The 23,532-nt window shown below is 59.1% G+C and carries 20 protein-coding genes; 7 read left to right on the forward strand and 13 right to left on the reverse strand.

Annotation, left to right across the window (positions count from 1 at the left end):
- Window positions 1–186: 186 nt before the first annotated feature.
- Window positions 187–1,419 carry an efflux RND transporter periplasmic adaptor subunit gene (locus ACR0LH_RS02990; RefSeq protein WP_480719639.1) on the forward strand — a complete coding sequence of 411 codons (1,233 nt, stop codon included), beginning with the start codon at window positions 187–189 and terminating at the stop codon, window positions 1,417–1,419.
- On the forward strand, window positions 1,416–5,204 hold the full coding sequence (locus tag ACR0LH_RS02995; protein ID WP_480719640.1) for an efflux RND transporter permease subunit: 3,789 nt from the start codon (window positions 1,416–1,418) through the stop codon (window positions 5,202–5,204). The genes ACR0LH_RS02990 and ACR0LH_RS02995 overlap by 4 nt, the downstream gene beginning before the upstream one ends.
- A 73-nt stretch (window positions 5,205–5,277) precedes the next feature.
- Here the strand turns inward: ACR0LH_RS02995 and ACR0LH_RS03000 are convergent, their stop codons facing one another.
- Window positions 5,278–7,101, reverse strand: a complete 1,824-nt coding sequence (locus ACR0LH_RS03000) for an ABCB family ABC transporter ATP-binding protein/permease (RefSeq protein WP_480719641.1) — start codon at window positions 7,099–7,101, stop codon at window positions 5,278–5,280.
- 60 nt (window positions 7,102–7,161) lie between these two features.
- Window positions 7,162–8,508, reverse strand: coding sequence for a LysM peptidoglycan-binding domain-containing protein (locus tag ACR0LH_RS03005; protein WP_480719642.1), 1,347 nt, complete (start codon window positions 8,506–8,508; stop codon window positions 7,162–7,164).
- 126 nt (window positions 8,509–8,634) lie between these two features.
- Here ACR0LH_RS03005 and ACR0LH_RS03010 point away from each other — a divergent pair, with 126 nt between their 5' ends.
- The gene (locus ACR0LH_RS03010) at window positions 8,635–9,198 is read left to right on the forward strand and encodes a TIGR00730 family Rossman fold protein (protein WP_170552003.1); all 564 of its coding nucleotides are present in this window, start codon (window positions 8,635–8,637) and stop codon (window positions 9,196–9,198) included.
- A 35-nt stretch (window positions 9,199–9,233) separates the two neighbouring features.
- On the opposite strand, the gene ACR0LH_RS03015 is transcribed toward ACR0LH_RS03010, so the two are convergent.
- The 3 genes from ACR0LH_RS03015 to ACR0LH_RS03025 form a co-directional block, all read right to left on the reverse strand.
- Window positions 9,234–9,686 (reverse strand): host attachment family protein, encoded by a 453-nt coding sequence (locus ACR0LH_RS03015; RefSeq protein WP_480719643.1) that lies wholly within the window; start codon window positions 9,684–9,686, stop codon window positions 9,234–9,236.
- A 212-nt stretch (window positions 9,687–9,898) separates the two neighbouring features.
- Window positions 9,899–10,780 (reverse strand): metallophosphoesterase, encoded by an 882-nt coding sequence (locus ACR0LH_RS03020; RefSeq protein ID WP_480719644.1) that lies wholly within the window; start codon window positions 10,778–10,780, stop codon window positions 9,899–9,901.
- Window positions 10,781–10,784: 4 nt separating this feature from the next.
- A complete protein-coding gene (locus tag ACR0LH_RS03025; protein WP_170382591.1) occupies window positions 10,785–11,384 on the reverse strand; it encodes a superoxide dismutase in 600 nt (199 codons plus the stop codon).
- Window positions 11,385–11,483: 99 nt separating this feature from the next.
- Between ACR0LH_RS03025 and ACR0LH_RS03030 the strand changes: the two genes are divergently transcribed.
- Complete coding sequence (locus ACR0LH_RS03030; RefSeq protein ID WP_480719645.1) at window positions 11,484–12,251, forward strand: FkbM family methyltransferase; 768 nt, start codon at window positions 11,484–11,486, stop codon at window positions 12,249–12,251.
- Between the two features lie 112 nt (window positions 12,252–12,363).
- Here the strand turns inward: ACR0LH_RS03030 and ACR0LH_RS03035 are convergent, their stop codons facing one another.
- The 4 genes from ACR0LH_RS03035 to ACR0LH_RS03050 form a co-directional block, all read right to left on the reverse strand.
- The gene (locus ACR0LH_RS03035; protein WP_480719646.1) at window positions 12,364–12,930 is read right to left on the reverse strand and encodes a sarcosine oxidase subunit gamma; all 567 of its coding nucleotides are present in this window, start codon (window positions 12,928–12,930) and stop codon (window positions 12,364–12,366) included.
- A complete protein-coding gene (locus ACR0LH_RS03040) occupies window positions 12,923–15,937 on the reverse strand; it encodes a sarcosine oxidase subunit alpha family protein (protein ID WP_480719647.1) in 3,015 nt (1,004 codons plus the stop codon). The genes ACR0LH_RS03035 and ACR0LH_RS03040 overlap by 8 nt, the downstream gene beginning before the upstream one ends.
- A gap of 43 nt (window positions 15,938–15,980) precedes the next feature.
- Complete coding sequence (locus ACR0LH_RS03045) at window positions 15,981–16,310, reverse strand: sarcosine oxidase subunit delta (protein WP_170382583.1); 330 nt, start codon at window positions 16,308–16,310, stop codon at window positions 15,981–15,983.
- A 75-nt stretch (window positions 16,311–16,385) separates the two neighbouring features.
- Window positions 16,386–17,630 carry a sarcosine oxidase subunit beta family protein gene (locus tag ACR0LH_RS03050; RefSeq protein ID WP_170415405.1) on the reverse strand — a complete coding sequence of 415 codons (1,245 nt, stop codon included), beginning with the start codon at window positions 17,628–17,630 and terminating at the stop codon, window positions 16,386–16,388.
- A gap of 196 nt (window positions 17,631–17,826) precedes the next feature.
- Between ACR0LH_RS03050 and ccmI the strand changes: the two genes are divergently transcribed.
- Genes ccmI through ACR0LH_RS03065 form a run of 3 tightly spaced genes read left to right on the forward strand, consistent with a single transcriptional unit; the run spans window position 17,827 to window position 19,766 of the window.
- Window positions 17,827–19,056 carry a c-type cytochrome biogenesis protein CcmI gene (gene ccmI / locus ACR0LH_RS03055; protein WP_480719648.1) on the forward strand — a complete coding sequence of 410 codons (1,230 nt, stop codon included), beginning with the start codon at window positions 17,827–17,829 and terminating at the stop codon, window positions 19,054–19,056.
- On the forward strand, window positions 19,053–19,517 hold the full coding sequence (gene ruvX, locus ACR0LH_RS03060; protein ID WP_170382577.1) for a Holliday junction resolvase RuvX: 465 nt from the start codon (window positions 19,053–19,055) through the stop codon (window positions 19,515–19,517). The genes ccmI and ruvX overlap by 4 nt, the downstream gene beginning before the upstream one ends.
- Before the next feature lie 15 nt (window positions 19,518–19,532).
- Complete coding sequence (locus tag ACR0LH_RS03065) at window positions 19,533–19,766, forward strand: DUF1289 domain-containing protein (protein ID WP_170481082.1); 234 nt, start codon at window positions 19,533–19,535, stop codon at window positions 19,764–19,766.
- Window positions 19,767–19,965: 199 nt separating this feature from the next.
- Here ACR0LH_RS03065 and ACR0LH_RS03070 read toward each other — a convergent pair whose 3' ends face one another.
- From ACR0LH_RS03070 to dusA, 4 genes are read right to left on the reverse strand one after another with little or no spacing between them, the layout of a single operon-like run.
- Window positions 19,966–20,694, reverse strand: coding sequence for a SpoIIAA family protein (locus ACR0LH_RS03070; RefSeq protein ID WP_170382573.1), 729 nt, complete (start codon window positions 20,692–20,694; stop codon window positions 19,966–19,968).
- Between the two features lie 34 nt (window positions 20,695–20,728).
- On the reverse strand, window positions 20,729–21,511 hold the full coding sequence (locus tag ACR0LH_RS03075; RefSeq protein ID WP_480719649.1) for a hypothetical protein: 783 nt from the start codon (window positions 21,509–21,511) through the stop codon (window positions 20,729–20,731).
- Entirely contained in the window at window positions 21,508–22,332 is an 825-nt protein-coding gene (locus tag ACR0LH_RS03080) for a sulfite exporter TauE/SafE family protein (protein ID WP_170565141.1), read from the reverse strand. Before ACR0LH_RS03080 ends, ACR0LH_RS03075 begins: the two co-directional genes overlap by 4 nt.
- A gap of 31 nt (window positions 22,333–22,363) precedes the next feature.
- Window positions 22,364–23,398 (reverse strand): tRNA dihydrouridine(20/20a) synthase DusA, encoded by a 1,035-nt coding sequence (gene dusA, locus ACR0LH_RS03085; protein WP_480719650.1) that lies wholly within the window; start codon window positions 23,396–23,398, stop codon window positions 22,364–22,366.
- Window positions 23,399–23,532 lie beyond the last annotated feature (134 nt).

Below are 23,532 nucleotides of genomic sequence, written 5' to 3' on the forward strand. Positions count from 1 at the left end.
GTCATACCCCGGCGTCCCTGCCAAGCCAAGGGTCCGATTTCGCGCATTTTCAGCGGCCTGAAGGCTTCTTGCTTAAAAAAGTGAACCGAACTATTCAGTTTAGCGTGGAAAAGATACATAATCGGACCCACATTTAAGAACGTGCGCCAGGAAATACTCGGCGAAGAATTCTGGGAGAGATTCTCTATGCGTTTGATTTCAATTGTAAACGCGCTTCTGGTGGTTGTTGCCCTGTTCCTGCTGGTTTTTGAACGCGATACGCTGTTCGCGTTTGCGGGTCGTGCCGAGGCCGAAGCAAGCCCCACTTCGGGGGATGAGGCGGGGGCCGAAACAACCACGGATCAACCTGCCATCGGCGTGGTGGCTATCCGCTCGGTCGCGCGCGAGATTGACAGCGCGGTCCTGCTGCGCGGTCAGACCAAGGCCAACCGTCAAGTTGAAGTTCTGGCCGAAACAACCTCTACCGTTATCTCGGAACCCAAGCGTAAAGGCACCTTTGTTGAAGCCGGGGATTTGCTGTGCGAACTGGACCCCGGAACCCGACCGGCCAGCCTGGCAGAAGCCGAGGCAGGCAAACTCGAAGCCGAAAGCCGCATCCCCGAGGCGGAAGCCCGGCTTGAAGAAGCCCATGCGCTGGTCGCTGAGGCGCAAATCAACCTGACGGCGGCCCAAAGGTTGTCAGAGACGGGGTTCGGTTCAGAAACCCGCAGGATTTCCAGTCAAGCAGCCATGCGCAGCGCCGAAGCGGGCGTGAAAACCGCCGAGGCCGGGCTGGAGGCGACGCGCGCTGGGATCGAAGCGGCGGCGGCCGAGGTTGCCGCAGCCGAGCGCGAAATCGACCGGCAGACAATCGAAGCTCCGTTCAAGGGGTTGCTGGAAAGCGATACAGCCGAACTCGGCAGCCTGATGCAGCCCGGCTCGCTTTGCGCGACAATCATCCAACTCGACCCGATCAAACTGGTGGGATTCGTGCCCGAAGCCGAGGTGAACCGCGTCATCGTCGGGTCAGAGGCGACAGCCCAACTGGTAACCGGCCTGCAGGTCGCCGGGCGCGTCACTTTCCTGAGCAGGTCCGCCGATGAGACGACTCGGACCTTCGAGGTCGAAATCACGGTGCCCAACCCGGAACTTGCCATTCGCGATGGCCAGACTGCGGATATCCGCATTTCCGCCGAAGGAGCCAAGGCACATCTGCTACCGCAATCGGCATTGACCCTCGACAAAAAAGGGCAAGTCGGCGTGCGAACCGTTGGCCTTGGCAAAGTCGTTGATTTCATGCCAATCCGCCTGCTGCGCGACACATCCCAAGGCGTCTGGGTCGGCGGTTTGCCGGAAACTGTGGACATTATCGTCATCGGACAAGAGTTCGTGACCAGCGGCGTGACCGTTGAACCCACATATCGGGAAGCTGCAAAATGACCGGAATTGTCAGTTGGGCCGCTGGCCGGGCCCGAATGGTTCTGGCCTTCATCGCGATCTCGCTCGTCGTAGGCGGGTTCGCATATGTTGGCTTACCCAAAGAGGGCGAGCCCGACATCGAAATTCCCGCCCTGTTCGTCTCGGTGCAGTTCCCCGGCATCTCGGCCGAGGACTCCGAGAACCTGTTGGTCAAGCCGATGGAAACCGAGCTGGCCGATCTGGACGGCCTCAAGGAAATGACATCGACGGCTGCGGAAGGCTATGCCGGGGTTGCGCTAGAGTTCGATTTCGGCTGGGACAAGACCGCGATCATGGCCGATGTACGTGACGCGATGAACAGCGCACAGGCTGATTTCCCTGAGGGCGCGGAACAATACACTCTGACCGAGATCAACTTCTCCGAATTCCCGATCGTGATCGTCAACCTGACCGGAGCCGTTCCAGAACGCACAATGGCCCGTGTTGCCAAAGACTTGCAGGACGAACTGGAGGCAATGGATTCGGTTCTGGAAGCGGGCATTGCCGGCAACCGGGACGAACTGCTTGAGGTGATCATCGACCCGCTGCGGCTTGAGGCTTACAACGTCACGGCCTCTGAACTGATCAACGTGGTTCAGAACAACAATCAGCTTATCGCGGCGGGTGAAGTCGAAACCGAGCAGGGCACATTCTCGGTCAAGATTCCCTCGTCGTTCAAGACTGCGCAGGACGTCTATGACCTGCCCGTCAAGGTCAACGGCGACCGCGTGGTCACGATGGGAGAGCTTGCCCAGATCAACTACACGTTTGAAGACCGCGAGGGCACAGCGCGCTTTAACGGAGAGCCGACGATCGCTTTGCAGGTGGTCAAGCGCAAGGGCTACAACCTGATCGACACGGTTGAAGATGTTAAAACGACCATCGCCGCAGCACAGGCCAAATGGCCACCAGAGATGCAGGCGGCGATTGAGCTGGGCACGTCGAACGACCAAAGCCGTATAGTTGGCTCGATGGTCAGTCAGCTTGAAGGCTCGGTACTTACGGCCATCGCGCTGGTCATGATCGTTGTTCTGGCCTCATTGGGAACCCGCGCCGCTTTGCTGGTGGGTTTTGCGATCCCGACATCCTTCCTGCTGTGCTTTGCTTTCCTCGCCGTCATGGGCGTAAGCATCTCGAATATCGTGATGTTCGGCCTGATCCTTGCCGTTGGTATGCTGGTCGACGGGGCCATCGTCGTTGTTGAATACGCCGACAAGCGCATCAAGGAAGGTGTGGGGCCGATGCACGCCTATGTCGAGGCTGCGCAGCGGATGTTCTGGCCCATTGTTTCCTCCACGGCCACGACGCTTTGCGCCTTTCTTCCCATGCTGTTCTGGCCCGGAGTGCCGGGCGAGTTCATGGGTATGCTGCCGGTCACGTTGATCTTTGTGCTGTCGGCGTCCCTGATCGTGGCGCTTATCTACCTGCCGGTCATGGGCGGTGTTTCGGGACGTCTGAGCCGTATCTTCGACCGGACCTCCAACTGGCTAAGAGCGCGGACACCATGGTGGGCGCGCGCGGCTATGGTGCCGCCTTCGCTATACATGATTTTCCTGGGCGCCATGCAAGTGCTGAACCCGGCCTACCTGCTTCCGGCAGACGCGCCTGGCGGGCTTATCTTCGGCGCGCTGCTGTTTATCCTCGGAGCCTTTGCCGGTTCCGTCACATTGAGCGCAGCCAAAATCGAACGTGCGCCAGCACAGCATGTGCACACGGCGCGCGAGCATTCGCCTTTTGGCCATTTCATCAAGTTCCTCGTCGGCAATCCGATTATGCCCATCGTTTCGATCTTCGCAGTTGGTTTTGCGGTGGCGACGGTCATGTCTGCCTACGGCAACAACAATCGGGGCGTCGAGTTCTTCGTCGAGAACGAACCGGAACAGGCGACTGCTTATGTTCGGGCACGCGGCAACATCTCTCTGGCCGAAAAAGACGCAATGGTGCTGGCGGCAGAAGAAATTATCAGCGCCCACCCTGCCGTGATCAACGTGTTCTCGTTTGCGGGTGAAGGCGGACTGACGCAGAACAACGGGGGCGCTCAGGCACCCGCAGACACTGTTGGCCGCGTGCAGTTTGAAATCATTCCCTGGGAAGATCGGCCGAATGTGTCCGAGCCAATTCTTGGGGGCGTGCTGGATCGCCAAACCATTGCGCCCGACTACGACGGGGACTTTGTTCTGGATCAGATCAATGCTGAGCTGGCGAATATTCCCGGCATCATCGTTGAAATTCTACCCCTCGAACAAGGTCCGGCGTCTGCCAAGCCGGTGCATTTGCGCATCAAAGGTGACGGCTGGGAGGAACTGACCACAGCGACTCTGGCCGCCCGCGAAGTGTTCGACGAAACACCCGGCCTGACCAAGATCGAGGACACCCTGCCCCTCCCCGGCATTGACTGGCAAATAGATGTGGATGTCGCCAAGGCAGGCCGCTTTGGGGCCGATGTCGCGACCGTGGGCGCGATGGTCCAACTGGTCACACGTGGACTGCTACTGGGCGAAATGCGCCCGGAAACGGTGGATGAGGAAATCGAAATCCGCGTCCGCCTGCCTGACGAAGACCGTGTCCTGTCCACCCTCGACACGCTAAAGGTTCGCACTCCGGACGGGCTGGTGCCGCTGTCCAACTTTGTGACGCGTGAGCCTGTCGCGAAACTTGCCCAGATCGACCGGGTCAATCAACAGCGCTACTATGACGTTAAGGCTGACGTCGAACCGGGTCTGAGCAAGGTCATTACGGAAGCGTCAGATGGAACGGAAACGCGGCTAGCCATCGTCAAAGAGGTTGCCGAAAGCGCAACACCGACAGGAATGACAATCACCGGGCCGAACGGGGCCGAGTATGAGTTTGTCTCGACAGCCGAAGGCACCAATGCCGAAGGCGTGCGGGCGCAGGTTGTTTCCGGCGAGGCGCGCATTGCGCCGATCAACCCGAACGAACGTATCGCGGTCCTGACCGAATGGCTCGACACCGATCCTTTTGGCAACGCCATAAGCTGGGAATGGACGGGGGATCAGGAAGACCAAGAGGAATCCGGCGCGTTTCTCATGAACGCCTTCGCAGGTGCGTTGGGGTTGATGTTCGTCATCCTGCTGGCTCAGTTCAATTCGTTCTACAATTCGGTACTGGTCCTTCTGGCGGTTGTCCTGTCGACCACCGGTGTCCTGATCGGGATGATGGTGATGCAGCAGCCGTTTTCGATCATCATGACCGGAACCGGTATCGTCGCCTTGGCGGGTATCGTGGTGAACAACAATATCGTTCTAATTGACACCTATCAGGAATACAGCCGCTATATGCCCCGGATCGAGGCGATTGTTCGCACGGCCGAAGCACGCATCCGACCAGTTCTTCTGACCACCCTGACAACGATGGCGGGTCTGACGCCGATGATGTTCGGCTTGTCGCTGGACTTTATCAACGGCGGATATTCCATCAACAGCCCGACCGCATTGTGGTGGAAGCAGTTGGCCACGGCCGTTGTCTTTGGACTGGGGATCGCCACTGTTCTGACGTTGATCGTGACGCCGTCTTTCCTCGCACTGCGCGTGTGGGTCACCACCTACGCGATTTGGCTGGGTAAACTGCTTGCACGCGCCACGGCCGGTCGATCCAGCCAGGTTGCTCAGGACATGGCAATCGGCAAGGCCGCGCGTCAGGCTCAGGCCACCGAGGTCGTCTGGACCGAATATCCGGCACCGGCAGAGCAGGACATCGAGCAGAAACCGGACCAACCGCCGGGTTCGCCGCTAAAAGCAGCCGAATAACCAAAAAGGGGCCGGTCAAACCGGCCCCTTTTTCATTTCAGGCGCGAAATATTACCCGACAACCCTTAGTGCCTTATGCAGCTTTCGTGTCCGATTGCTGACGGTTCCACAACTGCGCATACCGCCCGCTTCGTTGCAGAAGATCCTGATGGGTGCCCTGTTCAATGATCTCACCGCGTTCGAGAACCACAATGCTGTCCGCCTCGGCAATGGTGCTCAGGCGGTGCGCGATGGTCAACACAGTCCGCCCCTCTCCGGCCCGTGACAGAGCGTCCTTGATGTCCTGTTCGGTATCCGTATCCAGCGCCGAAGTCGCTTCGTCCAGCAAAAGGATCGGAGGGTTTTTCAGCAGCGTGCGCGCGATTCCGACCCGCTGTTTCTCACCGCCCGACAGTTTAAGGCCACGCTCACCAACCTTGGTGTCATAGCCTTCGGGAAGGGTAACTATGAAATCGTGTATTTGTGCGGCCTTGGCGGCTGCTTCCACGTCCTCTTGCGTTGCATTCTCGCGACCGTAGGCGATGTTATAGCGGATCGTGTCATTAAACAGGACCGTGTCCTGAGGCACGACGCCGATGGCCGTGTGCAAACTTGTCTGAGACACGTCGCGCACGTCCTGCCCATCTATTTTCAGCGATCCGCCGGTCACGTCATAGAACCGGAACAAGAGACGCCCTATGGTGGACTTGCCCGAGCCGGTCGCGCCAACAATAGCGACCGTCTGCCCCGCCGGAACGGTCAACGAGATACCCTTTAGAATTTCCCTGTCTGCATCATACCCAAAGCGAACATTCTCTAACGTTATTTCACCACCCGAAACGGAAAGGTCCGGCGCGTTAGGTTTGTCCGTGACCTCGGCCGGTTGTTCCAGCAGATCGAACATCTGACCCATATCTACCAGAGCTTGCCGGATTTCCCTGTAGACCGTCCCCAGGAAGTTCAGCGGTACAGTGATCTGTATCATGTACGCATTTACCATGACGAAATCACCGACGGTCAGCGTGCCCGACTGCACCCCGATCGCGGCCAGAACCATCACACCGATCAGTCCGCACGTGATCAGGAAAGACTGTCCAAAATTCAGGAAGGCCAGCGAATACGCAGTCTTGAGCGCTGCCCCCGCGTAGGCTTTCATCGACACATCATACCGTTCAGCTTCGCGGGATTCCGCGTTGAAATACTTGACAGTTTCAAAGTTCAACAGGCTGTCGATGGCACGTTGATTGGCTTCGGTATCCTGGTCATTCATCTCACGCCGCAGCTTTACGCGCCATTCGGTCACCGCAAAGGTAAACCAGATATACAGCGCAATGGTGACGACAACGACGACCAGATACCATACGTCAAACAGCCACATCAGAATGATTGCGACCAGAAGAAGTTCGAGGATCAGCGGACCGATCGAGAACAAAAGAAAGCGCAGCAGGAACTCGACACCCTTTACGCCCCGCTCGATGATCCGGCTAAGCCCCCCTGTTCGGCGCGTCACATGATACCGCATCGACAGACGGTGAATGTGCTGAAACGTCTCAAGCGCAAGCGCTCGCAATGCGCGTTGACCCACAGGCGCAAAGGCTGCATCGCGCAGTTGCTGAAAGCCCACGGTCATCATGCGGGCCACGCCATAAGCAACCGTCAGCCCGACCGCGCCAAGCGCCAGCGGTGGCACGCCCTCACCCGCCAGACTGTCAACCGCGCCCTTGTACAAAATCGGTGTATAGACGGCGATCAGCTTGGCCAGCACCAACATTCCCATCGCCAGCACAACGCGGCGCTTCACCCAGGGCTCGTCGCTGGGCCACAGATAAGGTGCCACCTTTCGGATCGTGCGCCAACCGGACTGTCGTTCGTCGTTTTGGGGCATGTCTTCGGAATGCATCGGGGCTGCTCGTCTCATCACGTACCAATACTGCGGTCAGAGAATGGCCTCTGACCCAAGAGGGCCAGAGGTACAGGATTATTCGGGGATGGTGAAGACCTGCCCCGGATAGATCAGGTCCGGGTCGCGGATCGCGTCCCGGTTGGCATCAAACAAGCGGACATAGAGGATGCCGTCGCCATAGCGCTCGCGCGAGATTGCCCAAAGGGTGTCGCCCTCCTGTACGGTAACCGAGCGAATGGTGGGCGCCTCTGACTGAGTTTCGGTTTGCTCGAGCGTCTCAGCCGCGCGCAGGACGTCCAGCGGCTCGCGTTTGAACGGAGTTTCAAGACGGCTGACAACGGTTCCGTCCGTGCGGACCTCGTCCAAGCGCAGAGTATAGACGCCAGGGTCCACGCCCTGAAGTTCGCTGCGCCATTTGCCATCATCCGCTGGCGGCAAATCCGCAACAAGACGATTGTTGAGGTACACACGCACGACCGAACCGCCCGGCACCCGCCCGGTCAACTCAACGTGGCCCTCATCCGAATACCCGATCGTATCCAGCGCAACCTGATCCCCGGCCGCGCCCTGCGTTGCACCTTGAACAAGTTCCACGCCGTCGTCGCCGGACCGGAGGATCGCAACCTGTTGGCCCTGAGCATTTTCGTCAGTGCCCTCTGTTTCGACCTCGGCGGTCTGTTCCGCCTGTCCTTCGTTGGGCTGCGTGTTTGCATCCGTGGTTTCCGTGGACGTGCCGTTGTCCTCTTGGGATGACTCCGATTGGGCAAGATCCGATTGCAGGTCCTCAGTTTCAGAGGTCTCGGCGGGCTGAGTTTCCACCTGCGGTTCAGGCAAGGCGGCAATAAGATAATCATCCGATCGTACTGCGGCGCTCGTCCCATCCGCTTCTAGGGCTAGGCCACGCGCGGCGTTGGAAAACGGAATGGTCACAAATTCTGCAAACTGGCCGCTTGCGTCCACGGTAAAGCTGTGCACCTGCTCACCGTCCAGTAGAACGCGGACCTCGGCACCCGGCTCGGCATTGCCAGAGAGGACTGCGTTTCCGTCTGGCTCTACGAAAATCTGGTCCAGTGAAGGCGGTGCTGCTTCGACGTCTACCTCTGCTGTCTCGGTCGCATCGGTTGTCTCAGTCGCGTCGGCTGCCTCGGTCTGAGGCTCCGTCTCGGAACCTTGCGGCTGGTCGTCAGTGGGCACCTGCGAGGCTGACTCGGATGGTGAAACTTCAGCACTGCTTGCGGTTTCGCTTTCAGCGCTGCCTTCCGTTGGCTGAACCGCAACATCAGAGGTAGGTGCTGCCTCTTCTTGCTCGGGACCAAAAACGCCGGATGTGTACGCGCCCACTGCCCCGACCAGAACCAGAATTCCGGTGATCACCAGCCAAGTATTCTTGCCCGAGCTTTCGTTTTCCGAATTCGCGTCCATAATTCCCCTTTCACTCCGCCGCGCAAATGGTTTTACAGCAACGCATTCTGCCTGACGGTTGAGCCAATCTATCAATCCCGCTATCAGGGGTCAAAACCCCATATACAACCCCGGAGAAGCCCCCTCATGTCCCAGAAATCCGTCTGTGTGTATTGCGGGTCACGAAATGGCGTAAATTCTGCCTATTCCGATGCCGCCCGCACGTTTGGACAGCTTCTTGCGAACGAGGGCTGGAGGTTGGTCTACGGAGCAGGCGATGTCGGCCTGATGGGAGAGGTCGCGCGCGCTGCGCAATCAGCCGGAGGCGACACGTTCGGCGTCATTCCAGTTCACCTGCTAAAGCGTGAGGTAGGCAAAACCGACCTGACGCATTTCGTGATCACTGAAACGATGCACGAACGTAAAAAGGTGATGATCATGAACGCTGATGCCGTTGTCGTTCTGCCGGGCGGTCCGGGGTCGCTGGACGAACTGTTCGAGGCGCTGACATGGCGGCAACTGGGCCTGCATGACAAGCCGATTCTGGTCATGAATGTGGACGGATACTGGGATGCGCTGCACGAACTGTTGCAGCAAGTCATCGGCCAGGGTTTCGCGGATTCCTCGCTGGCCGATTTCATAACATGGGTTGATAGCCCGAATACGGCGATGTCTGCCTTGCGCCAAATGCTGTCTGCGTCCAGCGCGTAAACGGGCAGCCTAGCTGCCCGCTTTAGCAGACGCCCTTAAACCGCTGGCTTCAAACGGTTTACCAAGACCTGCTCAACCTTGTGCAGCGGGTGATTGGTCAGGGTCTTGTCGACTTCGGCCACAACCTTGTTCAGAACTTCGCTGTGAAGGCGTCGGCGCAGCAGCCCCAGAACATGAGGGCTGGCCACCAGGACCAGACGCTTGTAGGCACCTTTAAGCCCCTTGCGATTCAAAAGATTCGCCACATCCTGCACGAACAAGGACTTAGCGTGGGTTTTCCATTTGGCTTCCTCAACAGCCGATTTCTGGTTTGGTCCGGTGTCAGGGCGACGCCCCGCACGATCAGTGGGACGGGCCGTAGGAGTGTCGTTTTCCTCGACCGAAACAACGACCAGATTGGGGTCGTCGGCGTCCGTAATATTCTCCATGAACAGTGCCTTTTCTCCGTCGGCAATGACAACCCAAGTTCCCTGTAAAAGTGCGACCATCGTGATCTCCTGTTTTGGTTCCTGTGACCATCCCTCACTCATCAGGCATAGCTAACCACTGACGCGCCCAAAGTTTTTCGGCGCGCTGCCCGACTGTTTTTGACTAGATTGGCGGTTCTCTCCCCCCGCTAACCTTACGTAAGCACTGTTGCCCGCCTTACAATCCCACACGCGGTCAAAAGCGAACCAGGCGGCAGGATTCCACCCACCGGTCAGGCGGACAGGTCGATGACCGTGATTTCAGGGGTCACGCCGAACCGAACAGGCAGGATCGAACACCCGATCCCGCCCGACACGACCAGATCGCGACCGTTTTCACGTACATGCCCATAGGCAAAGCGATTGCCGAACCTCGACGGCACCAAAGGCGACCACCCGAACAGTCGCACTTGTCCGCCATGGGTATGGCCTGACAAGGTCAATGCAACCCGATCCGGCATGTCAGGAAAGATGTCGGGCTCGTGCGCCATCATCACAATTGGATCATCATCGGTGACTTGCGCCAACGTTGCAGGCAAATCGTCCAGGCCGCGATACCGGCCAGGCCCGGTGACAATCGCCAACTGGTCCTCTACCCCGCCCAGCCAACAGCCCGCGGCCTCAAGCTTGAGCGCCTCATTGGACAAGACGCGAATGCCAACTTGCTGCAAAGCGTCGGCGTATAGGTTCGGCCCACCGCCCCGGCGCTGCGCAGACAGGTCATCCCACCAATCGTGGTTACCCAGCACGGCATAAACACCATGCTTCGCCTGAAGGTTGGCAAGTACCCGCGCCGTATCTGAAATGGCGACGGGCTGAGACACCATTCGATGCCCTGCCGCGTAGTCCCCCAGCAGCAGGATCAAATCAGGGGACAGCGCGTTCGTGCGCCGAACAACCTGCTCTATTCGTTTCAACCCAACATAGGGTTCTCCGGCATGCAGGTCCGCAAGAACTGCGATCCTCAAAGGCCGAGCCGTCCAGTCGCTGCGCCTGATGCGCCAGCGTTTCACCCGCAGCCGCAGCGCCGGTTCAACGAAAAACCCATAGGCGGCAACAAAAAGGCCCGCTAGCGTCACCGCCAGCAGGCCCTTGATAAATCCTCGTCGGTTCAACCGATCACATCCGCGACGCGACGTTTTCCCAGTTCACCAGATTGTCGAGGAAGTTCGACAGGTAGGCGGGACGCTTGTTGCGGAAATCGATGTAGTAGGAATGCTCCCACACGTCGCAACCCAGCAGCGCGGTCTGACCAAAGCACAGCGGGTTCACGCCGTTTTCGGTCTTCGTCACGGCCAGCGAGCCGTCGGCATTCTTGACCAGCCATGCCCAGCCCGAGCCGAACTGACCGGCACCAGCGGCGCTGAACTGCGACTTGAACTCATCCACCGAACCAAAGCTCTCGACCAGAGCCTTCTCCAGCTCACCGGGCATAGCATTGTCGCCGGGGCCCATCATCTCCCAGAACTGGTTGTGGTTCCACAGCTGGCTGATGTTGTTGAAGATACCGTTTTGGGCGACAGCGTTCGCGTCATAAGTGCCAACGATGATCTCTTCCAGCGTCTTGCCGTCCCACTCGGTACCAGCGATCAGCTTGTTGCCGTTGTCGACATAGGCTTTGTGGTGCAGGTCGTGGTGATATTCCAGCGTTTCCGCGGACATACCCTTGGCTGCCAGCGCGTCATGTGCATAAGGAAGATCAGGAAGTTCAAAAGCCATCTCGGCCCCCTGTTAAATATAAGTTGCGGTTCCCAAGGTTAAATGCTTTGGCAAGTGCCGCAGGTCAAGGGCAGAGATCACAAAACCCGGAGGTCCGCGATGCTGACACAGGCGCGCAAGATGTTTTACCGCGCCCGCGGCTACTATGCAGGCAACCTTAACGGGGAATCCTTTCGCCTGGACCCATACCATTCCAAGTTCTGGCGTAAGGCTTCCGCAGGCAAATGGGAAACCGAAACCTTTGCAGTGCTGGACAAGTACCTGTCGCCGGAAAAAGATTACCTTGATATCGGCGCATGGATCGGCCCCACTGTCCTCTACGCCGCGCGCCGCGCCCGCCATGTATGGTGTTTTGAACCGGACCCGGTGGCCTATCGCCACCTGGTCTGGAATCTCGAACTGAACGACATCCAAAATGTCTCGGCCTTCTCGATTGCCCTGTCGGACGGATTCGGCGTGACGCGCATGGCATCGGCCCATGGAGAGGCCGGGGATTCCACCTCATCCCTGTTGCGCGACGGCAACCACGGGACAGACGCCCTGACGGTTGGTTGGGACCAGTTCGCTGAAACCGTCAACCTGTTGAACGTGTCGCTGGTGAAAATGGACATTGAAGGCGCCGAATTTTCGGTCCTTCCCTCATTGACGCCCTGGTTGCAAACCGCGCGACCAGCCCTGCTTCTCTCGACCCACGCACCGTACCTGGAGACGGAAGAGCAAGCGTCCGCCATGCAAAAGCTAGCCGAGGCTTTGGCATTTTATGACCACTGCCAGGACCCGCTTACAGGAGAATCCGGCCACTCCGTTCTCACCCAAGAACGCGCCATAACCCAATTCCCCACATTTCTGTTCAACTCGAACGCCTAAGCGCACACGCAGCCGATCCGCACTTCATCTGGCCCAAAATATCCTGGGGGTGAGGCCGCAGGCCGAGGGGGCAAAGCCCCCTCACCCACTTTTCCTCTGGCAACTTGTCGCCTTAGTAAACACCGACCTCGCTGCCTGGTTGCGCGGCGATTTTCAACAGCTTGAACACATAGTCCGCTGCCGACCGGAAACAGACGACGCGGAAGGTTTCCGCATCATCCATCCAGAAAGCCCCCGCCACCTGTGCCAGACGCGAACGGCGAATCTGGCCCGGCTGGAACGCCTCGGCCGACAGTTCGACCGGGGCCAATTTGCCCAACACTTCGCGTGCGCTTGCGCCCGAGATGCTGAACACCGCCCGTGCGTCCGAGACGTTCACTGCCAGCGAATGGGTGTCGCCCAACGCTTCGGTCATCGCGGCCAGTTTGGTGTTCACCTCGGCATAGGGCACCAGTACCAGCAATTCGTCCGACGACATCCAGCAGACGCCAGTGTCCCCGTTGACGAACGCCTCGCGCTGACCGGGCACTTTCTGCCCTGTGGCGTCCTTGACAGCCTTGGCCAACACCTTGTCGGACAGATCGCCGCGCAGGGTGATCATTCCTTGCAGGCCACATTCCTCGACCTTTGCGATGCCATCATAGCTGGCGTGGTTCAGTGCGCTGATGGGTTCAGACATTCTGCTTCTCCCCGTCCTTGTCGAAAAAGACCGGATCAACGATCTTCGCTTTGTAGGTTTTACCGTCGGTGCCCGGGAACTCGACAATCTCGCCCATCCGGTCGGGGCCGTGCTTGATCAGGCCCATGGCGATGCCTTTAACCAGATTGGCCGAGTAATAGGTCGAGGTTACACGCCCGATCATGTTGCGCTGACCGTTGGCGTTGACGCCCTCGCCCACCGCATAGGCACCGTCGGGAATGACAGAACCATCCACAGTCTCAAGTCCCACCAGTTTCCAGCGGTCCGGGTCTGCCATATGCGTGCGCGTGTGAGCGCGCTTGCCCAGGTAATCCTCTTTCTTTTTCGACAGCGCCCAATGCAGCCCCAGATCCTGCGGAATCACGGTGCCGTCGGTCTCGTCGCCGATCATGATAAAGCCCTTCTCGGCCCGCAGGATATGCAGACATTCGGTGCCATAGGGCATCACGCCGAACTCTTTCCCTGCTTCCATCAGCGCGTCCCAGAACCCCTGACCCTGAGATGCAGGAACCGCGATCTCATAGGACAGCTCGCCCGAGAACGAGATGCGGTAAGCGCGGCAATCGAAATCGCCAATCTTGCCGTCACGCCATTCCATGAAGGGCAGCGCCTCCTTCGACAGATCCATGCCGCCCAGCTTCTCAAGCACTTTGCGGGCGTTCGGGCCGACCACGGCGACCTGCGCGTATTGCTCGGTCACGTTAGCGACGTAGACCTTCCAGTCCCACCATTCGGTCTGCAGCCATTCTTCCATGTGAGCATGGATACGCTCGGCCCCGCCGGTGGTGGTGTGGCACAGCCATGTGTCCTCGTCGATCCGGGCCACAACCCCGTCATCGATCAGAAAGCCGTTTTCCGAACACATCAGACCATAGCGGCACTTACCGATCTTCAGCGTGGACATCATGTTGGTGTACAGCATGTCCAGGAATTTGCCCGCGTCTGGGCCTTTGACGATCAGCTTACCCAGCGTCGAGGCGTCCAGCAGGCCGAGGTTTTCGCGGGTGTTCTTCACCTCACGGTTCACCGCGTCATGCACGGATTCACCGGGACGGACATAGGCATAGGTCCGCCGCCAATGGCCCACTGGCTCCCAATCGGCACCGTTTTTGTTGTGCCAGTCGTGCATCGGAGTTTGACGGATCGGCTGGAACACCTCACCGCGCGCTTCGCCACCGATCGACGCCAGCGAGATGGGCGTATAGGGCGGGCGGAAGGTGGTGGTGCCAACCTTCGGGATTTCCGAATCCAGCGCGTCAGCAAGGATCGCCAACCCGTTGATGTTGCTCAGCTTACCTTGATCTGTCGCCATGCCCAGCGTGGTGTACCGCTTGGTATGCTCAACACTTTCATAGCCTTCGCGCGCGGCCAGTTGCACGTCCGAGACTTTGACGTCGTTCTGGAAGTCCAACCACGATTTCATGCGCAACTGGACATCGGCATTGGCAGGCATCAACCATACAGCAGCCATCGGCGCTTCGGCTGTAGCTTCACCAACAGGTGCTTTCGTCCGCTTTGGCTTACATCCGACTGCCTTGGCCGCGGCCTTGCCCGCCGCATCCGCGTCGGTCAGCACATCACCCAGCGCTAGCGGCCCGTTCGACGACCCTGCCGCCAGCACGAACCCTTCGCCATCGGCACCAAGCGGAGGACGAGACGGATCGGGGCGGAAATGCGCGTTGGCGTCATCCCAGATCAGCTTGCCGCCGCAATGCGACCACATATGCACGACCGGAGACCAGCCACCCGACATGGCAACCGCATCGCATTCCACTTCTTCGCGCGCACCACCGATGCCTTCTTGATTGCAGATGGCAACTTTTTTGACGCGCTTGCCGCCTTTGACCTTGGCAATCGCCTTGCCGGGGTCAACGCGAATACCCAGTTGGCGGGCTTCCTCGGCCAGAGGTCCGGCGCTCGGGCGGGCGTCTACAACGCGCAACACGTCGACACCGGCCTGCTTTAGAATAATGGCAGTGCGATAGGCGTCGTCATTATTGGTGGCGACGATCACGCGTTCACCCGGCGTCACGCCCCAGTTGACCACGTAGTCGCGCATGGCCGAGGCCAGCATAACACCCGGTACGTCGTTGCCCGCAAATGACAGAGGACGCTCGATCGCGCCGGTGGCGGTCACGACCTGTTTCGCGCGGATGCGCCACAGGCGGTGACGTGGACCTTGAGTGCCCGGTTTGTGGTCGGTCAGACGCTCGTAGCCCAGGACGTAGCCGTGGTCATAGACCCCCGCCCCCATGCAACGCGTGCGCATGGTGACATTGTCCATTGTTTCCAACTCAGAAACCAATTGTTCCACGAACTTATCCACAGGAGCGCCATCAATGGTCCCACCATCAACCGGCGCGCGACCACCCCAATGGGCGGTCTGCTCGATCAGCATGACCTTGGCACCAGACTGAGCGGCCACTTTCGCAGCTTGCAGACCCGCCACACCGCCACCGATCACCAGAACATCGGTGAAGGCATAGAAGTGTTCATAAGTGTCTGCATCACGGCTGTCCTTGTCAGGCGCTTTGCCCAGACCGGCAGACTGGCGGATGATCGGCTCGTAGACGTGTTTCCAGAACGGCTTCGGATGGATGAACGTTTTGTAGTAGAACCCGGCCGGCAAGAAACGCGACAGGTAGGTGTTCACTGCACCGATATCGAACTCGAGGTTCGGCCAGTGGTTCTGCGAGGTCGAGGTCAGGCCGTTGAACAGCTCGGTCGTGGTGGCACGCTGGTTCGGCTCGAACCGGTTGCCCTGCCCCAGACCGACCAGAGCGTTCGGCTCCTCGGCGCCGCTGGCGACAACGCCGCGCGGACGGTGGTATTTGAACGACCGGCCCATCATCATCTGATCATTGGCCAGCAGAGCCGAGGCAAGCGTGTCGCCTTCGTACCCCTGCATCGAGGTTCCGTTGAAGGTGAATGTGACCTGTTTCGACCGGTCAATCAGCCGGCCTTGATTTGCGAGACGGGTGCTCATGTTGCGGACCTTTCGCAGGCGGAATTAGGGTTGGCTGGGCGGATCATTCGTACTCTCTCCAGGTCCAGCCGGGGCGCTTGGCGGTGATCGCTTCGCGGATTTCTTTGGGCGGTTCGGTGGTTTGGGCCGAATAGGTGCCAAAAACCTCAAGCGTATCGGTCGCACGCGCGGCGTGGAACCACTTGCCGCAGCCATTCACATGACGCCAGCGTTCAAAGTGAACACCTTTGGGGTTTTCACGCATGAACAGATAGTCGTGGAAATCATCATCGGACGAGCCCGGACCGAACCGCTTCAGATGCGCTTCGCCACCAGCGGCCAGTTCGGTTTCTTCGGCGTCGACGCCGCAATAGGGGCAATTCAGGATCAGCATGTGGTCATCCTTCTTTCGGTCGGTTGGCACGGGACCAACCAAATGTCTTTAATGAGGCACCCTCGGGCTTGGCCCTTAGTGCGCAACCCCGGCGGCGACACTTTCGTCGATGAACCGGCCCTCTTTGAAGCGGTCCAGCGTGAAAGCCTCGGTCAGTGGCGAATGACCCGTGGCCATAAGCTGAGCCATACCCCAGCCCGAACCCGGAATGGCCTTGAAGCCTCCGGTTCCCCAGCCGCAGTTGATGAAGCAGTTGCCCAGAGGGGTCTTCGACAAGATGGGTGAACGGTCGCCGGTCATGTCCACGATGCCACCCCACTGGCGCAGCATCTTGAGACGCGAGATCATCGGGAAGGTCTCGACCAGAGCGCGGACGGTTTCCTCGATATGGTGGAACGAGCCGCGCTGGGTGAAGTTGTTGAACCCGTCGGTCCCCCCGCCGATCACCATCTCACCCTTGTCGGATTGCGACATGTAGCCGTGGACGGTGTTGGCCATGACAACGACGTCCATGCAGGGCTTGATCGGCTCGGACACCAACGCCTGCAACGCAATAGCCTCAAGTGGCAAACGGAAGCCTGCCATTTCCGCCAACTGCCCCGAATGACCCGCGACCACAATTCCCAGCTTGTCACAGTCGATCGCGCCCTTGGTCGTATCGATGCCCACGACACGGCCGTTTTCAGAGCGGACGCCTTTGACTTCGCATTGCTGGATGATGTCCATGCCCATGGCCGAACACGCACGAGCATAGCCCCAGGCCACGGCGTCATGGCGGGCAGTGCCTCCGCGCTCCTGCCACAATGCACCCAGAACCGGATAGCGCGGACCGTCGATGTTTATGATCGGCACCAGTTGCTTGACGCGCTCGGGACCGATCCATTCTGTCTGAACCCCCTGCAGGGCGTTGGCGTGCGCCGTGCGCTGATAACCGCGAATTTCGTGCTGAGTCTGAGCCAACATCATCACACCGCGCGGGCTGAACATGATGTTGTAGTTCAGATCCTGGCTGAGATCCTCATAAAGCCCGCGCGACTTTTCGTAGATCGCCGCCGACGGGTCCTGCAGATAGTTCGACCGGATGATGGTCGTGTTCCGGCCGGTGTTACCACCGCCCAGCCAGCCCTTTTCGATCACGGCGACATTCTGGATGCCGTAGTTCTTGCCCAGATAGTAAGCCGTGGCCAAACCATGACCCCCGGCACCGACAATAATGACGTCGTATTTCTTCTTGGGCTCGGGCGAACGCCACGCGCGCTCCCATCCGGTGTGATAGCGCAACGCTTCGCGCGCCACAGCAAAGGCTGAATAGTGTTTCATAGGCGAATCCATCCGGTTCGGTGATTGGACGAAGATATGCCGCGTAACGATTACATTCCCCTGCCACGCAACGCCGTAATATCGCACTATTGCGACATAGCCCCCATTATTGCGACATGAAGCACCCTCGCGGCCATTTGTCCCTTTTTTCTGGCGGTCCGCAGGTCTAAGTCAGGGCAGTCATCTTGGAGATACCATGACTTTTTGGGCCCTCATCATACTGACCGCGCTGCTGGTCACAGTGTTTCTAGGTTATTCCATGACGCGGGGGCAAAAATCACGTGAACCTGCGGCGGCTTACGACCTGCGTGTCTACCGTGAACAACTGGCGGGCGTTGACCGCGATTTATCCCGTGGCGTGATAGCCGAAGCCGATGCCGAGCGTGTGCGCACTGAAATCTCGCGCCGTATTCTGGCGGCAGACGCGCAGATGCAGGCCAACGCAACTCAAGATGGCCCGCCACGCTGGGCCACGATCACGGCTGTCGTTGCGGTGGCCGGAGTTCTGATCGGCGGCGGCGCGTGGATGTACCACCAGATGGGCGCGGCCGGTCTGCCGGATCAGCCCTTGTCGCTGCGGATTGCGATGGCTGAAACCCTGCGCGCCGAACGCCCCAGCCAGACCGAAGTCGAGGCGGAACTGACGCCTGCACAAAAACCGCAACTGGACGAAAGTTACGCCACCTTGCTGCAGCAACTGCGCGACACCGTCGCAGAGCGGCCTGATGACCTGCAAGGGCATACTTTGCTGGCACAGCACGAGGCCAACGCAGGCAATTTTTCGGCCGCTTACAAGGCGCAACAGCGCGTTATTGAACTGTCAGGAAATACTGCTCCGGCGGATGCCTACTCCCACCTTGCCGAAATGATGATTTTGGCGGCAAACGGCTATGTCTCGCCCGAGGCTGAAGACGCGTTGAGGCAAGCTTTGACACGCGACCCCCGGCACGGTCCGGCGCAGTACTACCTAGGACAAATGATGGTTCAGTTGGGACGACCGGACATCGGCTATCGGATATGGGTGGATACATTGCGCGAAGCACCGGCAGGAGCGCCCTGGGCTGACGCCATCCGTGCGCAACTGGATGATCTGGCATTCCGGGCGGGTGTGTTCAACGCGCCGGAAATCCCCTCTGCCGCGACAAGTTCCGGCCCCAGTCAGGAAGACATCGACGCCGCAGCCGACCTAACCCCTGAAGATCGACAAGAGATGATCCTTGGAATGATCAATCAGCTATCGGACCGACTGGCCACCGAGGGGGGCTCGCCCGCAGAATGGGCACAATTGATCACGGCCCTTGGTGTGGTTGGAGACAGCGAACGCGCGGCGGGTATCTACGAGGAATCGAAATCTGTCTTCGCGGGGAACGCCTCTGCCCTACAAACGCTTGCAGCGGCAGCGCGTCAGGCCGGAGTTGCGCAATGATTCACGACGCGTTTGAAGATTTTGCCGCATCCCTTCCGCCAATGACCGCGCTGATGGGGCTTGATCTCGGGGAAAAGACCATAGGCGTCGCGGTGTCTGACCGAATGCGCGGCGTTGCCAGCCCTCTGGAAACCGTGCGGCGAAAGAAATTCACCTTGGATTCAGCTCGGCTTTTGGAACTTATCGCAGACCGCGAGATCGGGGGGCTTCTGCTGGGTCTGCCCAAGAACATGGACGGCACGGAAGGACCGCGCTGCCAATCCACCCGTGCATTTGCACGAAACATGGCACGTCTGACGGATATTCCCATCGGGTTCTGGGACGAGCGGCTCAGCACTGTTGCGGCAGAAAAAGCACTGTTAGAGGCGGATACGACACGAAAACGTCGCGGACAGGTTATCGACCACGTTGCGGCAGGTTATATTTTGCAAGGTGCGCTGGACAGGCTGCGCTTTCTTTAGGATCGGAATACGCCAATGACGAATATGGTTTGGAAACGGAACGAGGTCGAAAGCCCTTGCGTCCAAATCTGCGTCGTACACCCGACCGAGCGTATCTGCACCGGATGTTATCGCACCATCGACGAAATCTCGCGCTGGTCCAGAATGGACAGCACTGAGCGCGCCGAGATCATGGACGCTCTGCCGGCGCGCAAGCCTCAGCTTGCAAAGCGCCGTGGTGGGCGCACGGCCCGCCTGAACAAGTCCTGATCTCGCTGGATTTCCCCTGCTGAGCCTACGCCGCTGCGAGTTGGCCTGAACTTCGAGGGGGTCAGTTCAAAGACAAGTGACGCGTGCGTTGCAGCCCTCGGCGGCGCGCTTCAGCATCGGTGTTTTTCCCGACGCCTCGATCAAGCAAAGCCCAGACACGACTATTTTTACTTTACGCCCACCTAAAGGTGAAATTCGGTCACCCGACAGCCAGCCAAGACTTGGCGTTCTCGTATTCTTCTGACGGGAAAAACTGTGTTCTCGCCCCTAAGACGTGACTGGCGACCCGTTGCGCAAGATGCTGCCAAGCCTTGTCGCCGACAATGGCGGCCCTGTCCAACATTCCAACATGTCCACTTGCCAGCCGAAAATGAGCAGCCAGCGCCGTCAGCCCTTGCCATCCATCAAATTCCCGGAGGTCAATCAACAGGCGAAAACCCTCTTTGGTGGCCAGCAACCCATCCAAATTGACCTCGGCCTTCTTGTATTCGTCCGGGTCCAGCTTGCCCAGCAAACTGATCTGGACACATGGCCCGCCCAAATCGGTCACATGGATGGACCCCAGCGATTCACGCATCCAGCGGCGGGCAGCTTCAATTTCGGAAAGTTCAAAAACCTGCACGGGACAGGGCATGATCGGAGCCGCAAACCGAGCGCTGGTCTGGACCCAGCCCTGATCGGCCACGACTGCGATCCTGTCAAACCCGCGCCAATGGCTTAGCCCCAGCTTTGTGTCAGACCAAGCGGCCCCGATATCGTAACCCGTGAATTCCGGCTGCACGACTGCCATCAGGCGGACCGTGTCATGTTCGGCCAGTGCCGCCTCGATAGCTGGAATAAGTGTGTCGTTGTAATCGCTGCTGGTGACTTCGCCCGACAATTCAACTTCGATTAAGGCACCGTCTGAATTCGTATGGATCGTCATCATCGAAAAACCTCCTAACCTGAACAATGTCGGGAGGTTACGGAGATTCTATCCACTCGGCTACTCCCCCGGTGAATTCAGGGCGAAAATAGGCAATCATCCGTCCATCCGGTCCAGCCGAGGCGCTGTCTGGCCACGGTGCCACGCCGTGCAGACAGTGACGATGCAACAGATAAGCCTCACCCGGCTTGGCGGGCAGCTCGATACGGCGGCACGTCTCGAACACGTCTCGGCGGGCGGCTTGATAGATATCGGTGATATCAACTTTGTGCATCGTTTCTTTTGGCGAGCCTTGAAGGGCTTTGGAGAACGCGGGGCCCAGAATTTTATGACTGCCCTCCCACAAGACCATGGGCGACGCGTTATCGCTGACCTCGGTCAGGGGAATGCCAAGAATCCACGCATGCGGCTCATCCACACGGCGTCGGCGATCCGGTCCTGTTGGACGCAACCCATCCACATGGGCTGCATCGCGGTTCAACCTGTACCGACCAGCCGCCTCACTTTCACCCCGCCGTGGACGTGGGTAACCGGGATAAATGACCGAGACCTGCCCTTTGTGCAACGGCAGGTCGCCGTAATGCTCGCGGATGAAACTCATAGCTGCCCCGGACAGATCCCCGGACTGACCGACCCGGCCCCGTTCGTCATTGTCCAACGCATCCACACCGATGAACCACGTGCCTTCGCAATCCAGCCACTCGGCATGGACCGGGTCCGAAATCGAAGCACGCGCGGCGGGAAGGGCATGTTTCACCCAACCCGCAAGGGCCGGATCAAAGGGGAATTTCACCCAGCCCGATTGCCAAAAATCGCTCACAACCCCAGCGCTTTGCGCAACATATTCAGGGCGACAAGCGTCAGGAACACGGCGAATACACGTTTCAGAGGTTTCGGGTCCATCGCGTGCGCCAGTTTCACCCCCCAAGGGGCTGTGATCATCGTCATGGCGACAACGATCGCAAAAGCCACAAGATTGACTGCACCGATCGTCAGCGGGGGCCGGTGCTCGGGCGCGATATCGAGAAACAAGAAGCCAAGAACAGACGGAACCGCAATGATCACACCAAACCCGGCTGCCGTTGCCACGGCACGGTGAATGGGCGTGTTGAACAGGCTCATCAGCGGAACGCCGAAACTGCCCCCGCCGATCCCCATCAACACAGACAAAAACCCGACGCTGGGCGACAGAATGGCCCGGCGGATACCTTTGGGCATGGCATCGCCCAACCGCCACTCAGATTTGCCAAGGCCCAGATAGGCCCCGATGACCATCCCCAGAACACCGAACAAAGCCTGAAGCGCTTCGGTCCGTAGCGCTGACGCCACCATCACGCCAATGACAGCACCCACGGCGATCCCCGGCCCCCAGCCACGCAGGATATCCCAGTCCACAGCACCTTTCTTGTTATGCGCCAGAACCGATCGGATCGAGGTCACGATGATCGTCGCCAGCGAGGTCGCAAGACACAACTGCATCAATTGTGGTCCGCCATACCCGAGCGTTTGAAAAGCGTAGAAAAAGGCTGGAACCAGAACGATGCCGCCCCCCACGCCAAGCAATCCGGCCAGCACACCGGCCAGCGCCCCGATCACAAGCAAAAGGCCCAACATCTGGGCCAGCAACATCGTCTCGGGCATTCTTCCCCCATACCGGCTTAATCGCCGTATCCTAGTTCACCACCGCCTCGGCCAGAGGCGCAACACGTTCGAGCGCCTGCAACATAACCTCGGGACCAGCCGCGTCATGCACCGCGCCTTCGGACAAGGTCCGCCGCCAGGCCCGCGCACCGGGGCGGCCCGCAAACAGACCCAGCATATGGCGCGTGATTTGGTGCAAACGGCCACCCTCGGCAAGGTGCCGTTCAACATAGGGCACCATTTTTTGAACGACATCAACCGGGTCCGCAGCTTGCCCGGACCCAAAGATAAGATGATCAGCCCCGGCCAGAATGTCAGTGGGCTGGTGATACGCCGCCCGCCCGATCATGACCCCGTCCAACCCAGCATCCAGATGAGCCTGCGCCTGCTCCAGCGAGGATATGCCGCCATTGATCGAGATGTGAAGCGCGCCAAATTCCGCCTTCATGCGGTGGACGAGATCATAGTCCAGCGGTGGAATATCCCTGTTTTCCTTGGGGCTAAGCCCTTGCAACCACGCCTTGCGCGCGTGGATCGTCACGCGATTGCACCCTGCATCACGTATGGCGTTCAGAAACTGAGGCAGAACCTCTTCAGGGTTTTGCTCGTCCACCCCGATCCGGCATTTGACGGTGACTTCGACGTCGACCGCTTCTTGCATCGCGGCCACACAGTCCGCAACGCGAGCCGGGTCTTTCATCAGTACGGCACCGAACGTGCCCGATTGCACCCGGTCCGAAGGGCAACCGCAGTTCAGGTTGATTTCATCATACCCGGCCTCAGCGCCCAATTGTGCAGCCTGCGCCAGCTCCTGCGGATCAGACCCACCGAGTTGCAGCGCAACAGGATGCTCTTGCGGGTTATAATCCAGCAAATGCAACGCCCCACCGCGCACCAATGCCGGGGCGGTTACCATCTCGGTATACAGCAGGGTCTGCGCGCTAAGCATCCGATGCAGGTAACGGCAATGCCGATCGGTCCAGTCCATCATCGGCGCAACGGACAGGCGTGCAGCACGCCAAATTTCAGCGCGCGATGGCTTATTGATCTCAGGTGCGTCCGACATCTTTCCCGACTTTCTCCGCGAACTTTAAGGAGACGATCCGTTTCCAAGGGTGCGGTCTACCACTCTTTTGGGATCAAGCGCCACATGGAATGACAACAGCCGGGAAAATGCAAAGATCGCGAACTGTCGGCGGG

The sequence above is a fragment of the Ruegeria sp. CL6 genome (assembly GCF_056536465.1).

Coding starts and splice junctions, on each gene's coding strand:
- ccmI (WP_480719648.1), top strand. CDS start 17,827: ATGACTTTTTGGGCCCTCATCATACTGACCGCGCTGCTGGTCACAGTG.
- ACR0LH_RS03035 (WP_480719646.1), bottom strand. CDS start 12,930: ATGTCTGAACCCATCAGCGCACTGAACCACGCCAGCTATGATGGCATC.
- ACR0LH_RS03015 (WP_480719643.1), bottom strand. CDS start 9,686: ATGGTCGCACTTTTACAGGGAACTTGGGTTGTCATTGCCGACGGAGAA.
- ACR0LH_RS03080 (WP_170565141.1), bottom strand. CDS start 22,332: ATGCCCGAGACGATGTTGCTGGCCCAGATGTTGGGCCTTTTGCTTGTG.
- ACR0LH_RS03070 (WP_170382573.1), bottom strand. CDS start 20,694: ATGATGACGATCCATACGAATTCAGACGGTGCCTTAATCGAAGTTGAA.
- ACR0LH_RS03000 (WP_480719641.1), bottom strand. CDS start 7,101: ATGAGACGAGCAGCCCCGATGCATTCCGAAGACATGCCCCAAAACGAC.
- ACR0LH_RS02995 (WP_480719640.1), top strand. CDS start 1,416: ATGACCGGAATTGTCAGTTGGGCCGCTGGCCGGGCCCGAATGGTTCTG.
- ACR0LH_RS02990 (WP_480719639.1), top strand. CDS start 187: ATGCGTTTGATTTCAATTGTAAACGCGCTTCTGGTGGTTGTTGCCCTG.
- ACR0LH_RS03010 (WP_170552003.1), top strand. CDS start 8,635: ATGTCCCAGAAATCCGTCTGTGTGTATTGCGGGTCACGAAATGGCGTA.
- dusA (WP_480719650.1), bottom strand. CDS start 23,398: ATGTCGGACGCACCTGAGATCAATAAGCCATCGCGCGCTGAAATTTGG.
- ACR0LH_RS03040 (WP_480719647.1), bottom strand. CDS start 15,937: ATGAGCACCCGTCTCGCAAATCAAGGCCGGCTGATTGACCGGTCGAAA.
- ruvX (WP_170382577.1), top strand. CDS start 19,053: ATGATTCACGACGCGTTTGAAGATTTTGCCGCATCCCTTCCGCCAATG.
- ACR0LH_RS03065 (WP_170481082.1), top strand. CDS start 19,533: ATGACGAATATGGTTTGGAAACGGAACGAGGTCGAAAGCCCTTGCGTC.
- ACR0LH_RS03050 (WP_170415405.1), bottom strand. CDS start 17,630: ATGAAACACTATTCAGCCTTTGCTGTGGCGCGCGAAGCGTTGCGCTAT.
- ACR0LH_RS03045 (WP_170382583.1), bottom strand. CDS start 16,310: ATGCTGATCCTGAATTGCCCCTATTGCGGCGTCGACGCCGAAGAAACC.
- ACR0LH_RS03030 (WP_480719645.1), top strand. CDS start 11,484: ATGCTGACACAGGCGCGCAAGATGTTTTACCGCGCCCGCGGCTACTAT.
- ACR0LH_RS03005 (WP_480719642.1), bottom strand. CDS start 8,508: ATGGACGCGAATTCGGAAAACGAAAGCTCGGGCAAGAATACTTGGCTG.
- ACR0LH_RS03025 (WP_170382591.1), bottom strand. CDS start 11,384: ATGGCTTTTGAACTTCCTGATCTTCCTTATGCACATGACGCGCTGGCA.